This window comes from Brevibacillus sp. WF146, from assembly GCF_001673705.2.
Lineage (GTDB): Bacteria > Bacillota > Bacilli > Brevibacillales > Brevibacillaceae > Brevibacillus > Brevibacillus thermoruber.
Map to the genome: position 1 here is coordinate 1858744 of NZ_CP109943.1, position 14055 is coordinate 1872798.

Genomic DNA, 14055 nt, shown 5'->3' on the forward strand with positions numbered 1-14055 from the left:
AACGGCTGTGGTTAGCTGCCGGCTTGGATCTGCGACATCTGCTGCAGCAGGCATGCCTCCTTGGTAACGTCTTGAATGGCGGAAGCCAGTTCCATAATCCCTTCTGTCTGTGCCTTTGCGAGATTTTTTGATGCAAGCACCATTTGTGAAAGAGAGGTGATCTCCTCCTGCAGCGAAGAAAGGCTCTTGGAGATTTCCTTTGCCAAATCGCCGGACGTCGAAGCCAAACGACGCATTTCTCCCGCAACGATCGCAAAGCCTCTGCCCTGCTCCCCTGCACGGGCGGCTTCAATCGAGGCGTTCAACCCGAGTATGCCCGACTGCTTGGCGATGTCTGAGATTGATTTCAATACGGAAAAGGTTGTTTCTACTTGCTGCAGCATTCCGGTCATGACCTGATGAAGCTTCTCGCTGTGTGACGACAACGTCTCAGCGCTTGACTGCATCACCACGGACTGGGCAGAAACCTCTTCCACAATGGCCGACAGGTGTTCGGCAATCTGTGCCAGCTTATTTTGGCGATCCAGACTGACTCCGAAGACGAGCGCACCGGAAATCCTGCCGTCTTCCTCAATCGGCAGTCCGCCGGCAATGTAGGCGATTCCGTACACCGAGGAATCCATCAGCTTCGTCATCGGTCTTCCCTGCTTGATAATCGTATTGGCCAGACTGCCTTCCTTGATTGGATCATGCGGCGATAATCCGAATTGCAAGGTCTTTCCGGGCAGGTAGGTTAAAAATTTCTCCGTATCCGTGATCCCGAGCGTAAAATCATCTTCAAAGCACAAAACCATCCTGTGCATGATGGAAGATACGTGTACGACACTTTCCAGCAGGCTCATACCCTTCAAGCTCCCATGTTTCATAAATCAAAATTTTTAGAAACCACCAGCACAATTATAAATGGGCGAAGAGCATATGTACAACGTAAACATTCTCGTCGCGAAAAAAAGTCTGAAAAAATGTTAACTGGTTTACAACCGGCGTGACGGAAGGGTTCGAAAAAAGGGATTGGAACGTTAAGCAATTTACACAGGGAGGTCCTCCCTTTTAGTACAATCAGTTCACGGCATTTATTAAATATTTAAACAATTATCAGGGGGAGGATATGATGAAAGGGAATCTGCAAATGGATGCGCCCGTTCTCGATCCGTCGTCGAAACCGGCAGCCAGGACAATGCCAGCCATCACGCTGCTCGTTGTTGTCATCTGTTGGTTCAGCATGCTGGCAGACGGGTATGATCTCGGCATCTACGGCGCTGTGCTGCCTTCGTTGATGGAGTACAAGGATTGGTCGCTGTCTCCGGCGAAAGCGGGCGCCATTGGAAGCTATGCGCTGGTCGGCATGTTGGTGGGAGCCATCTGTGTCGGAACTGTCACGGACATGATCGGGCGCAAAAAGACATTGGCTTTTTGCGTATCGTTGTTTTCCATCATGATGGGGTTTGCCGCGATGGCACCCTCGCCTGACATGTTCGGTTTGTTTCGTTTTCTTGGAGGTATCGCGCTGGGCGGCGTGATTCCCACGGCGTCCGCCCTCACCATCGAGTATTCGCCGGTGGAACGGCGGTCGTTGATGTACGCCGTGATGTACACAGGGTACCCGGTCGGCGGTTTGCTCGGTGCGCTGCTGTCGATGTATTTCCTGCAGGATTTCGGCTGGCGGTTCTTGTTCTGGCTCGGCGCCGTCCCGATTCTCCTCGTGCCGTTCATTTTCAAGTATTTGCCCGAATCGATCAGCTTCCTGCTGGCGAAGAACAGACGCGAAGAGGCGGAGCAAGTTGCCAGCCGGTACAACATTCCGCTTGATACCATCGGAGCATACAAGCCGGATCAAGCGAACGAGGGACAGGGTCAATTCGCCTCGGTCGCCGCGCTGTTCGCCAAACAAAACATCCGTGCGACCGTCTGCTTCTGGATCGCCTTTTTCATGGGCCTGCTGATGATTTACGGGTTGAGCACATGGCTGCCGAAAATGATGAAGGAGGCGGGGTATCCGCTCGGATCCAGTCTGGGTTTCCTGTTCATGCTGAACCTGTCGGCAGCGGTAGGCGCGCTGTTGGCGGGCAGGGCGGCAGACCGGTGGGGATCGCAGAAGATCATCAGCATCTCCTACCTCCTCGCCGGGGTCTCGATGGCCCTCTTGAGTGTAAAATCGTCGATGCCGGTGGTGTACGCCCTGGTCGGCCTCGCCGGTTTCGGGACGATCGGTACCACGTTGATCATGAACGCCTACATTTCCAAGTACTTCTCCGCGGATAACCGGGCGACCGCGCTGGGCTGGGCGATCGGGTTCGGTCGGATCGGGGCGATTTCCGGCCCGGTGCTGATCGGATTGTTCATGTCCTGGAACATGGGGCCCGCCTGGAACTTCTATACCTTTGCCATCGCGGGAATCATCGCTTCGGTCATGGTGTTGTTTATCCCGAAGCACCGCGACGGGAACATCTAACCAACGCGTGGGAGGCTGTCGATACGATCGGCAGCCTTTTTTCTGACGGCACTTCAAAAATCGGCTGAAAACGTTAACCGCACTACAATTTTCAAAATTGTTCAATATTATAATGCAATCACAAGACAGGAACTCATCCTAACCAAGAAAGTAGGGAGGAATTACCATGGGAATCCGAACAGGTGCCCAGTACATCAACGGATTGAAATCCCGGCAGCCGGAGATTTGGCTGTCCGGACGGAAAGTGACCCATGTATGCGACGAGGTTGTGTTCCAGCAGCCAATACGTGAAATCGCAAAGCTGTACGATATGCAGCACGATCCGGAGTACCAGGACAAGATTACGCACATCTGTACAGAAACCGGGGAACGTGTGAATAATGCGTTTCTGGTCCCGAAAACCCACGAGGATTTGCAGGCGCGCCGGGCGTTGTATGAAGCGTATGCCAAAGCGACTTTCGGATTGATGGGCAGAACCCCGGATTTCCTCAATGTTGTGCTTACATCGCTGTTCAGCAACGCGTCCTTTTTGGAAACATACAACCCGCAGTGGGCGGAAAATGTCCGCGCGTACTATCGCTACATTCGTGACAACGATTTGTTTTTAACCCACGCCATTATCAATCCGCAAAACGACCGCAGCAAGTCATCACATGAACAGGAGGATCTCTTTACCCATCTGGGCGCGGTCAGGGAGACGCCGCAAGGACTGATCGTCAGAGGCGCGAAAATGCTCGCCACCCTGGCACCGATCACGGATGAAGTGATCATCTACTCGTTCCCTGGATTCAAACCCGGTGATGAACGCTACGCGCTTGCCTTTGCCGTTCCCATTGACACCCCGGGACTGCGGATTCTCTGCCGCGAACCGATGCAGGACGGAACCCGCTCGCTGTTTGACCATCCGTTGGCGTCCCGCTTTGAAGAAATGGATGCGGTGCTGGTCTTCCACGATGTATTGGTGCCGTGGGACCGGGTATTTCTGTACAACAACGTGGAAGCGGCCAACCTGCTGTATCCGAAAACGGGAATCGCGCAGCAGCCGGCTCATCAGACCGGTGTACGCGGGCTGATCAAACTGCAGTTTGCCACGGAAGTAGCGGTCCGCTTGGCCGACTCCATCGGGGTGGATGTCTACCTGAATGTCCAGAACGACTTGGGCGAGCTGATTCAGTCGGTGGAATCGATCAGGGCGCTGCTGCGGATCGCCGAACAGGAGTGCGACGTATTGCCGTCGGGCGAAATCATGCCGGGTTGGGTGCCGCTGGAAACGATACGCGGACTGCTGCCGAAGATGTACCCGCGCGCCGTGGAAGTGCTGCAAATCATCGGAGCAGGCGGACTGCTGATGTCTCCGACAGGGGCTGATTTTGCCAATCCGGAACTGGTGGAAGATATGGAGAAGTATTACGCCGGTCGATCGGGAATCTCCGGCAAGGAACGCGTCCGTTTGTTCAAGTTGGCTTGGGATTTGTGCGGAGAAGCATTCGGCCAGCGGCTCCTGCAATACGAGCGGTACTATACCGGAGATCCGATCCGCAAGCGGGCGATCTTTTACAACAATTACAAACGGGAGCGCACGTTTGACATGGTTGATGAAGCGCTGAGCGTGCTTGATCTCAATGAGCTGGTTGCCAAGGCGTGATAAACGGACTGCCGCTATCAGGCAAAGGAGGAAAACGGGATGAAGTTGTTAGGCATATCAGGAACGATCGTGGGGGCAAAAACGCGCATACTCGTGGAAAAGGTTCTGGAGGAAGCGAAGAAATTGGATCCGGAGTTGGAAGTGGAACTGCTGGATATGAAGCAGTACGATGTCCAGTTCTGTGACGGACGCGATCCGTCGACCTATACCGGTGATACGAAAACGATGATCGACATCGTCTCTTCGGCAGATTTCTACATCATCGGCACGCCGATTTTCCAAGGATCGATCACCGGCGTGCTGAAGAACCTGTTCGACCTGGTGAATCCAGAGGCACTTCGCCATAAAGTGATGGGGTTTGTCGCCAACGGGGGCACGTATCAGCATTTTCTGGTGATTGAAAATCAGTTGAAGCCCATCGCCGGATACTTCCGGGCGTACGTCGCACCCGGCTATGTGTACGCCAATACCGACCACTTCAACCGGCAGAATGAACTGGTGGACGAAGACGTACTGCAGCGGATCAAGAATCTGGCCGAAGAAGTGGTCCATATGCAAAAAGCGTTAAAAGCCGGTGACATTCATGCCTATTCTTGAGATCAAGCTGCTGGAGGGACGAGATCAAGAGGTGAAGGAGCGTTTGATTGCCGATGTAACGCAAACGGTCTCCGAAACCCTGCAGGTCGCACCCGAACGGATCAGGATCATCCTTTACGAGATTCCGTTGAACCATTGGGCGATTGGCGGAAAGACGGTGAAAGAAATCCAAGCGGAAAAGGAGCGATTGACATGAGTACGACGAGCATGTTCGCACCGATCAATTTGTGGAAATTTATCGAGGAAAACAAGGACCAGCTGAAACCTCCGGTCAACAACAAAGTGATCTGGAAAGACGCGGAGCTGATGGTGATGGTGCTGGGCGGACCGAACAAACGGCGCGACTTCCACGTCGATCCCTCCGAAGAAATTTTCTATCAGTTGAAGGGGGATTGTTACGTCGAAATTATCAATCAGGAAGGCAAACGCGAAGTGATCACCGTGCGGGAAGGTGAAATGTTCCTGCTCCCGGCCAATGTTCCGCACTCGCCGCACAGGGTGGCCGATACCATCGGCATTGTCATTGAGCGCAGCAGGGCTCAGGGAGAGCTGGAGGACTTTGTCTGGTTCTGCGATCAATGCGACCATGAAATGCACCGCGTTACCGTCCAGCTGACCAATATCGAAACGCAGGTAAAACAAGCGATCGAAGGATTCAACGGCAGCCTGGAGCTGCGGACTTGCAAAAACTGCGGGTACGTCATGCCGCCGGAAGCGAGCGAATGGAAATGCGAGTAGATTTTCATACCCATATCATCCCGGAAGACCTGCCGAACTTCGCCGAAACATTCAAGGGGGAACGCTGGCCTGTCCTGCACCGGACGTGCGCATGCGGCGCCCATATCCTGGTCGGGGGAAAGGTGTTCCGCGAAGTAACCGACCAGGTGTGGGACTCTGCGAAGCGGATCCAGGATATGGACCGGGAAAAGGTGGACATCCAGGTGCTGTCTCCGATTCCCGTCACGTTCTCCTATTGGGCGCCCGCTGAAGAAGCGGAAGTGATGGCCCGCATCCAAAACGATTTCATTGCGGAAACCGTGAAACAGCATCCCGACCGGTTTGTGGGTCTTGGAACGGTTCCTCTGCAGAACACGGCCGTCGCCATCCGCGAAATGGATCGCTGCGTTCACGAACTGGGCCTGAAAGGGATTGAAATCGGCACCAATGTGAACGGAAACAATCTGGATGACCCTGCTTTCCTGGAATTTTTCGAGATGTGCGAGAAGTGGGACGTGCCGCTGTTTGTCCACCCGTGGGAGACGTTGGGCAGAGAGCGGATGCCTCGCCACAATCTCATGTACACCGTGGGGATGCCGAGCGAAACGGCCCTCGCTGCAGCAAGCTTGATCCTTGGGGGCGTGATCGAGAAATTCCCCCGCCTGCGGATTTGTTTGGCCCACGGCGGGGGATCATTCCCTTACATTCTTCCCCGGCTGGACCAGGGCTGGAAGGTATGGCCCCATCTCCGGCTGCTGGAACAGCCGCCCAGCCATTACGCCAAGAATTTCTATTTTGATTCGTTGGTCTATGATCCGGCGAACATCCAGTACATGATTGACCGCTTTGGCCACGAGCGGATCCTGATGGGCTCCGATTACCCGTTCCTGCTTCGGGAAATTCCCCCGGGCGAGGTCATTGACCAGATGCTGACGGTCACGGAAGAACAGAAGCGGGCGATGCTAGGGGAAAACGCGCTTCGCTTCCTGAACATGAGCCAGGTGGAGGTGAGGTAACGATGACGATACATGCTGCGACACCCGAACAGCGATTGCAGGAACTGGGCTTGACGCTGCCTGCACCGCGGCAGGCTGCGGGAAATTACGTGGGCTGCGTTCGCACCGGCAATCTCCTGTTTCTTGCCGGTCAAGGGACGGATGAGTACCGCGGCAAACTGGGAGAAGACGTTACGGTGGAAGTAGGCTATCTGGCGGCAAGACAGTGCATGCTGAATCTCCTGGCGGTCGTCAAACGGGAGATCGGCGAATTGAGCAAAGTGAAACGGTTTGTCAAACTCCTGGGCTTTGTCAACAGCGCTCCTGATTTTACGGATCAACCCAAGGTGATGAACGGCGCCTCCGATTTACTGGTGCAGATTTTCGGTGAGAAAGGCAAACACGCACGTTCTGCGGTAGGCATGGCGCAGCTTCCGCACAACAACGCGGTCGAAGTTGAGATGATCGTGGAAATTGAGGAGTAGGGAGGATGCAGATGAGCCAGACTGCACAGGAAAGAGAAAGAAAGATAAAAGACGCCAAGCTGTTCATCAACGGCGAATACATCGACGCCATATCCGGCGAGACGTTCGACACGATCAACCCGGCGACCAATGTAAAGCTGGCCTCGGTGGCCAATGCCGGCGAGGAAGATGTGAACAAGGCGATTGAAGTGGCGCAGCGCACCTTTGAAAGCGGCGTCTGGAGCGGTATGCCTGTCGAAGAACGGGCGAAGATTCTCTGCAAAATGTCCGACCTCGTCATGGAACGGGTGGACGAATTGGCCTGGGTGGAAACGCTCGATGTCGGCAAGCCGATCAAGGAGAGCCACGGCTTTGACATTCCCAGAGCTGCCTGGAACTTGCGCTTTTTTGCCGAGATGGCCAAATACCTGATTCATGAAAACTACGAGATGCGCAATTTCATGTCGTACACGAAATACGCTCCCGCAGGGGTGACCAGCCTGATTATTCCGTGGAATCTGCCGTTCATGCAGATGACCTGGAAAGCTTCCGCGGCCCTGGCAGCCGGCAATACCGTGGTGGTGAAGCCGGCCTCTTATACTCCCCTGAGCGCCGTGATGCTGGGTGAAATTGCCAATGAGTCAGGCCTGCCCCCGGGCGTTTTGAACATCGTGACCGGCCCGGGAGGAACCGTCGGCACGGCGATGACCACGCATCCCTACGTACGTCGGATTTCGTTTGTCGGCGAGACGACGACGGGCAAGACGGTCATGAAAAACGCCGCTTCCCGGCTGATCCCGGTCTCTCTCGAACTGGGCGGAAAGTCGGCAAACATCGTGTTTGAAGACGCCGATCTCGATGAAGCGGTGAAGGGGTCCATCGAAGCGATTTTCCGCAACCAGGGAGAAATCTGCCTGGCCGGGTCGCGGCTGCTGGTGCAGGAAAGCATTTACGACCGGTTCCTCGACAAATTCGTGAAGGCGGTGCAGCAAATCAAGGTGGGCGATCCGCTGGATCCGGAGACGGATATGGGGGCGCTCGTATCGCGCAGCCACCTGAAAACGGTCGATGACTACGTGCAGATCGGTCTGGCCGAAGGCGCCAAGCTTGCTTACGGCGGCAAGCGAATCACCAGCCTGGGTGACGGAAACTTCTACGAGCCGACCGTCTTTTATGACGTAGACAATAAAATGCGGGTGGCCCAGGAGGAAATTTTCGGCCCGGTCGTAGTCGTCATTCCGTTCAAAACGGAGGAAGAAGCGATTCGCATCGCCAATGACTCGATCTACGGATTGGCCGGCGTGGTCTGGACGAACGACCTGAGACGTGCCCACCGGGTGGCAGCTCAGGTGCAGTCCGGCCTGTTGTGGATCAACTGCTGGTATGTGCGCGACCTTCGCACGCCGTTCGGCGGGGCAAAAGCGAGCGGCATCGGCCGTGAAGGTGGGCGGCACAGCTTTGAATTCTATACGGAAGCAAAGACCGTTACCATGAAACTATGAAATCTCACACAGGGAGGTAGCGTCGTTGGACTTGGCAAAAATCACGAAATTTGCCGACCATTTGGCGGAGGCGGAACGAAGCGGCCGCGGGGTAGAGCCGTTAACCGCCCTGGACCCGCATATCACGACAGAAGAAGCGTACCGCGTGCAGCTGCACACGATTGAGCGAAAAGTGAAGGCCGGCGACGTCGTTGTCGGGAAGAAAATCGGGTTGACCTCGTTAGCCATGCAGACATTGCTCGGGGTCGACCAGCCTGATTACGGTCATTTGCTAGCGGGCATGGCCGTGGAAAACGGAGGGGAGATTCCGTTTCAGCGCGTGATCCAGCCCAAGGTGGAAGGGGAAATTGCCTTCGTATTAAAACGCGACTTGCAGGGGCCGCGCGTCACCGCGTCAGACGTGCTGCAGGCGACCGATTATCTCCTCCCTGCTCTGGAAATTGTGGACAGCCGGATCGCGGATTGGAAGATCAAGCTGCAGGATACGATCGCAGACAATGCCTCCTCCGGTTTGTACGTGCTGGGCGGACGCCCCGTGAAGCCGGATCAAATCGACCTCGCGCTGGCTGGTATGGCCCTTTACAAAAACGGCGAGTTGGTCAATACCGGTGTGGGAGCAGCGGCGCTGGGCAACCCTGCCAACTGCGTGGCATGGCTGGCCAACAAGCTGTTTGAGTTCGGGATTACGCTAAAAGCCGGGGAAGTGATTCTGTCTGGTGCCCTGTCTGCGGCGGTCAATGCGGCCCCCGGAGACTGTTTTAGCGCGCGAATCGCCCATCTCGGGGAAGTGGGAGTGAGATTTCATGTCTAACGTAAAGGTTGCCATTCTCGGCTCCGGAAACATCGGCACCGATTTGATGATAAAGCTGGGCCGGTCAAGCCAGTTGGAGCTTACCGCGATGATCGGCATCGATCCCGACTCGGAGGGACTGCGCATGGCGAAGCAGCGCGGTTATGAAGTGTTCGACGGTGGACTGAAGCAGTTTTTGGAAAACAGTCCGGAACTTGCCGACATCGTGTTTGACGCCACGTCTGCGAAAGCGCATATTCGTCATGCCAAGGCCCTCCGGGAAGCGGGCAAGCTTGCCATCGACCTGACTCCGGCCGCAGTCGGCCCATATGTCGTTCCGGCCGTAAATCTCGGTTCCCACCTGCACGAAAAAAACATCAATCTGATTACGTGCGGAGGCCAGGCGACGATTCCGATCGTTCACGCGATTAACCGCGTGAGCCCGGTCAACTACGCTGAGATTGTCGCCACCATTTCCAGCAAAAGCGCCGGTCCGGGCACCCGCGCCAACATCGACGAATTTACGGAAACCACCGCCCACGGCATCGAAGCCATTGGCGGCGCGAAGAAAGGCAAGGCGATTATCATCCTGAACCCCGCAGAGCCGCCGATTTTGATGAGGAACACGGTGTATGCGCTGGTTGACGAAGAAACGCTGGATGAACAGGCGATTGCTGCATCCATTGAGCAAACCGCAGGCTATATTCAATCGTACGTACCCGGATACCGTCTCCGTACCGAGCCCATTTTCGACGGCAACAAAGTCACCGTCTTTTTGGAAGTGGAAGGGGCCGGCGATTACCTGCCCACCTACTCCGGCAATTTGGACATCATGACAGCGACGGCGGTGAAAGTGGCGGAGGAATTTGCCGCGCACCACGTGAACGCAGCATCCGTCTGAAACTGGAAAGGAGACGAAACAGATGAGTGGTAAACGGGATATTCTCATCACGGAAGTGGCGCTTCGCGACGGCAGCCATGCGATCAACCATCAATTTACCGTGGAACAGGTGGTGAGCGTGGCCCGCGCTTTGGACGAGGCGAATGTTCCCTTCATCGAAGTTTCCCATGGAGACGGTCTGGCCGGTTCTTCCTTGCAGTACGGGCTGTCCCGAACGAATGAGATGGAACTGATCGAGGCGGCAGTTGCCGTCTGCAAACAGGCGACGGTAGGTGTGCTCCTCCTGCCGGGAATCGGCACAATCAAGGATTTGAATGCCGCTGTGAAGCTGGGTGTCGGCATGGCGCGGATCGCGACGCACGTTACCGAAGCCGATATTTCCGCTCAACACATTGCCCGCTCCAAAGAACTTGGCCTCTTCACCGTCGGTTTTTTGATGATGTCTCACATGGCACCTCCGGAAAAACTGGTCGAGCAGGCGAAACTGATGGAGAGCTACGGAGCCGATGCGGTGTATGTGGTTGATTCGGCCGGCGCCCTGCTGCCTCATGAAGTGGCCGAACGAATCAGGGCATTAAAGCAAAGCATCGGCGTTGAGATAGGGTTCCACGCGCACAATAATTTGTCCCTGGCGATGGCCAACACGCTGGCGGCGATTCAGGAAGGGGCAACGCGCATCGACGGCAGTGTCCGCTGTTTGGGGGCCGGCGCGGGCAATACGCAAACGGAAGTGCTGGTCGCCGTGCTGGAACGGATGGGCATCGAAACCGGCATTGATCTTTACAAAATGATGGATCTGGCGGAAGAGATCGTTGCGCCCATCCTTCAGGTTCCGCAGGAGATTACCCGGGACAGCCTGGTCCTCGGATACGCAGGCGTGTATTCCAGCTTCCGGCTACATGCGGAGCGTGCCGCGAAGAAGTTCGGAATTGATTCTCGCGATATCCTGATTGAGCTCGGGAAGCGAAAAGCGGTAGGCGGTCAGGAAGACATGATCATTGATGTCGCTGCGGAAATCTTGAAGCAGCGCAGTGCAGCGGGACTGCGATAAGGAGGTGGACAGCTTGCTTGCGGAACATTCCTACAGATCATTGGCGCAAAAGCTGGTCGATGCGGAGTTCAACCGGCAGGAAGAGGTGAAACTTACGGCTGAATATCCAGACTTGTCGGTAGAGGATGCGTACCGGATCCAGGATGAGCTGGTTGCCATCAAGCGCGAGCAGGGCCATCGGGTGATCGCGCTGAAAATGGGCTTTACCAGCCGGGCCAAAATGAAGCAGATGAACGTAAACGAGCCGATCTACGGCCATGTGTTTGATTACATGTCCGTTGACAGCGGCGTCCTGTCTTTCCGTGAACTGATTCATCCGAAAGTGGAAGCGGAAATCGCGTTCATCCTCGGCAGGGATATCGAAGGACCGGGAGTGACGGGCGCTCACGTGTTGGCCGCCACGGAATACGTCGTTCCCGCCCTGGAGATTATCGACAGCCGCTACCTGAATTTTCAGTTCACCCTCCCCGACGTGATCGCGGACAACACGTCCGCTTCCCGTGTGTTCATCGGATCGAGGCTGCGCAGACCGGATGAGCTGGAACTGGATCTGGTCGGAGTTACCCTCTCCATCAACGGGGAATTGAAAGATTTGGGCGCAGGGGCGGCAGTGCTGGGACATCCGGCCCATTCCGTCGCCATGTTGGCCAACATGCTGTCTCGCAGAGGGCGCAAGCTGCAAGCCGGCCAACTGATCTTGACCGGCGGCATTACCGGAGCGCAGCCACTTGCTGTCGGCGATGTCGTTTCTGCCAAATGGGACGGACTGGGCTCCATTGAGTTTACCGTCAAGGAATGACCGTAATTTGCTAGATGGCCCCGGTACGCGACCGGGGTCGGCTTATTTTGTTTCAACCGTATCTGTTCCGATCAGTCCAGACACGTCCTTATGTATTTCAACTGCTTTCCGGGCGTCTCAGGGACAAGAGCTGGTGGGAACGATTGGCCGTTGACTGTAAGAAAAGAATGCACCCCCTAACGTATTGATCGGTCAACCCTGGGGGTTCCAACGTCTACGTTTAAGGGGTGCATACTACACGGATCGGTTTTTTGGGCGTATGTGTTCGTCATTCCGACGAATGTTGGGAGTGATCGGACTGCTGCCTGCTTTTGCGGGCATACACCAGCAGCAGCACGACCCCGACGGCGATCAGGCTGAGGCTGACAAGCTGGGCGACGCGCAGCGTATGGCCGAGCATCAGGCTGTCGGTTCGCATGCCCTCAATAAAGAAGCGGCCGAGCGAGTAGAGGATCATGTAGCTGAACAGCACCTGCCCGTCAAAGCGTTTCAACCGGTACAGCATGACCATCAGGATGGCAAAGACCACGAGGTTCCACAGCGATTCGTACAAGAACGTGGGGTGGTAGTACTGGCCGCCGATGTACATCTGTTCGCGGATAAACGCGGGAAAGTGCGACATGAACTCCTCCGTGGCCGGCCCTCCGTGCGCTTCCTGGTTGATAAAGTTGCCCCAGCGGCCGATCGCCTGTCCCAGAATGACGCTGGGAATCAGCACGTCCCCCAGCTTGAGAAACGGAAGATTGTGCTTGCGGACGTACCAGGCACCGGCGAGAAAACCGCCGATCAACCCGCCGTGGATAGCCAGTCCGCCCTTCCACACGGCAATCACGTCAAACAGGTTGTCTTTGTACTGCTCCCACTCAAAAATGACGTAGTAGAAGCGGGCACAGATGATCGCGGCCGGGATGATCAGGACGACCATGTTCAGCACGTGGTCGGGATCGATCCCGGCCCGTTTGGCGTTGTAGCGGGCCAAATAGGTGCCCAGGAAAAACGCCAGCCCCATAATCACACCGTACCAGTGGATCTTGATGGGGCCGAGCGACAACGCAATCGGATCAATCATGATGAATTCCTCCTTGCCTTCAACCATCTGATGCCCAGTATAGCACAAACGGCACAGCCAGTTCCAATTGAGGGAAGGCGAAAGAAAACGCAAAGCGGGAGGAGGGGCGAGGTCCGCCGGGGGTTCCCCTTCCATTACCTCCGCTTGGCGAGAAAGGAGAGAATCGGGTCCAGGGATGCCCGCAGATCCGGATCGTGGACCGGCGCGAACAGATCTCCCCGTGCCCTGAGCCGCGGGGGCACGGTATGGACGGTAAAGTCGGTCGGATGAATGCGGGGCACCTCGTCCCACGTGATCGGAGTGGAGACGGTCGCCTGCGGGCGGGCGCGCGTGGAGTAGGGAGCGGGCAGCGTTTTGCCCCGCCAGTGCTGCAGATAGTCGACGTACAGCTTGGTTCCCCGGTTTTTTACCAGGCGTTCGATCGTGACCAGGCTCGGGTGTTTCTCCGCCAGATAAGTGGCGACGAATTGACCGACCTGACGGGTTTCGTCAAATGTGTAGCGCCGCTCGATCGGGATGTAGACCTGCAGACCGCTGGCCCCCGATGTCTTGACGAATGAGGGCAGATTCAACCCGTCCAGCACTTCCTTTAACAGCAGCGCCGTCTCGGCTGCGGGGGCGAACTCGGGCGTGGAAGGATCCAGGTCGAACACCAGCTCGGTCGGCGTTTCATCGTGGGCGAGATGAAACGACACGTGCCACTCCAGCGCAGCCTGATTGGCCATCCAGACAAGCGTGGCGGTGTCGTTGCACAGCGGATACCGCGTGTTTTCCCAGCGGCTCGTGGCAATCCAGTCCGGCGCGTACTCGGGCAGGTTTTTCTGGTAAAAATGCTTGTCGTGAATGCCGTGCGGATAGCGGATCACGGTCAACAGGCGGTTTTGGGCGTAGCGCAGCAGGGGAGGCGCCACCTCCAACAGGTAGCGGATATAGTCCCATTTGGTGACGTTTGCTTCCGGCCAAAGCGGTTTTTGCGGGTTGGTGACGGTCAGTTCCCTGCCTTCGACGGTCAAAACGAGATCGGCCGCGGCGGTCGGCATGGCTTTGACACCCTCTTTCCGGAGAAATGTTCG

Annotated in this window: 15 protein-coding genes; 12 read left to right on the forward strand and 3 right to left on the reverse strand. The window is 56.1% G+C overall.

The window, feature by feature from the left end; translation table 11 throughout:
* Positions 1 to 11: 11 nt before the first annotated feature.
* A complete protein-coding gene (locus tag A6764_RS09210; RefSeq protein WP_065066733.1) occupies positions 12 to 842 on the reverse strand; it encodes a methyl-accepting chemotaxis protein in 831 nt (276 codons plus the stop codon).
* Between the two features lie 287 nt (positions 843 to 1129).
* On the opposite strand from A6764_RS09210, the gene A6764_RS09215 reads away from it, so the two are divergent.
* The 12 genes from A6764_RS09215 (at position 1130) to A6764_RS09270 (ending at position 11913) form a co-directional block, all read left to right on the forward strand.
* Positions 1130 to 2452 (forward strand): MFS transporter, encoded by a 1323-nt coding sequence (locus A6764_RS09215; protein WP_141669625.1) that lies wholly within the window; start codon positions 1130 to 1132, stop codon positions 2450 to 2452.
* Positions 2453 to 2618: 166 nt separating this feature from the next.
* The gene (locus A6764_RS09220) at positions 2619 to 4097 is read left to right on the forward strand and encodes a 4-hydroxyphenylacetate 3-hydroxylase family protein (protein ID WP_065066731.1); all 1479 of its coding nucleotides are present in this window, start codon (positions 2619 to 2621) and stop codon (positions 4095 to 4097) included.
* Between the two features lie 39 nt (positions 4098 to 4136).
* Positions 4137 to 4694, forward strand: a complete 558-nt coding sequence (locus tag A6764_RS09225) for an NADPH-dependent FMN reductase (RefSeq protein WP_065066730.1) — start codon at positions 4137 to 4139, stop codon at positions 4692 to 4694.
* A complete protein-coding gene (locus tag A6764_RS09230) occupies positions 4681 to 4890 on the forward strand; it encodes a 2-hydroxymuconate tautomerase (protein ID WP_029100131.1) in 210 nt (69 codons plus the stop codon). The genes A6764_RS09225 and A6764_RS09230 overlap by 14 nt, the downstream gene beginning before the upstream one ends.
* On the forward strand, positions 4887 to 5432 hold the full coding sequence (locus A6764_RS09235) for a 3-hydroxyanthranilate 3,4-dioxygenase (protein WP_029100132.1): 546 nt from the start codon (positions 4887 to 4889) through the stop codon (positions 5430 to 5432). The genes A6764_RS09230 and A6764_RS09235 overlap by 4 nt, the downstream gene beginning before the upstream one ends.
* Complete coding sequence (locus A6764_RS09240) at positions 5417 to 6427, forward strand: amidohydrolase family protein (protein WP_029100133.1); 1011 nt, start codon at positions 5417 to 5419, stop codon at positions 6425 to 6427. Before A6764_RS09235 ends, A6764_RS09240 begins: the two co-directional genes overlap by 16 nt.
* A 2-nt stretch (positions 6428 to 6429) precedes the next feature.
* Complete coding sequence (locus A6764_RS09245; protein ID WP_029100134.1) at positions 6430 to 6891, forward strand: RidA family protein; 462 nt, start codon at positions 6430 to 6432, stop codon at positions 6889 to 6891.
* Between the two features lie 11 nt (positions 6892 to 6902).
* Complete coding sequence (locus A6764_RS09250) at positions 6903 to 8372, forward strand: aldehyde dehydrogenase (protein WP_029100135.1); 1470 nt, start codon at positions 6903 to 6905, stop codon at positions 8370 to 8372.
* Between the two features lie 25 nt (positions 8373 to 8397).
* Complete coding sequence (locus A6764_RS09255) at positions 8398 to 9183, forward strand: 2-keto-4-pentenoate hydratase (protein WP_065066729.1); 786 nt, start codon at positions 8398 to 8400, stop codon at positions 9181 to 9183.
* Positions 9176 to 10063 (forward strand): acetaldehyde dehydrogenase (acetylating), encoded by an 888-nt coding sequence (locus tag A6764_RS09260; RefSeq protein ID WP_065066728.1) that lies wholly within the window; start codon positions 9176 to 9178, stop codon positions 10061 to 10063. Before A6764_RS09255 ends, A6764_RS09260 begins: the two co-directional genes overlap by 8 nt.
* 22 nt (positions 10064 to 10085) lie before the next feature.
* Entirely contained in the window at positions 10086 to 11114 is a 1029-nt protein-coding gene (gene dmpG, locus A6764_RS09265) for a 4-hydroxy-2-oxovalerate aldolase (protein ID WP_065066727.1), read from the forward strand.
* A gap of 13 nt (positions 11115 to 11127) precedes the next feature.
* Positions 11128 to 11913: a 2-keto-4-pentenoate hydratase gene (locus A6764_RS09270; RefSeq protein WP_065066726.1), complete on the forward strand. Its 786-nt coding sequence runs from the start codon at positions 11128 to 11130 to the stop codon at positions 11911 to 11913.
* 268 nt (positions 11914 to 12181) lie between these two features.
* On the opposite strand, the gene lgt is transcribed toward A6764_RS09270, so the two are convergent.
* Both lgt and ligD read right to left on the reverse strand, forming a co-directional pair.
* Entirely contained in the window at positions 12182 to 12982 is an 801-nt protein-coding gene (gene lgt, locus A6764_RS09275) for a prolipoprotein diacylglyceryl transferase (RefSeq protein WP_065066725.1), read from the reverse strand.
* A gap of 134 nt (positions 12983 to 13116) precedes the next feature.
* The gene (gene ligD / locus A6764_RS09280; protein WP_044899072.1) at positions 13117 to 14022 is read right to left on the reverse strand and encodes a non-homologous end-joining DNA ligase; all 906 of its coding nucleotides are present in this window, start codon (positions 14020 to 14022) and stop codon (positions 13117 to 13119) included.
* Between the last annotated feature and the right edge of the window lie 33 nt (positions 14023 to 14055).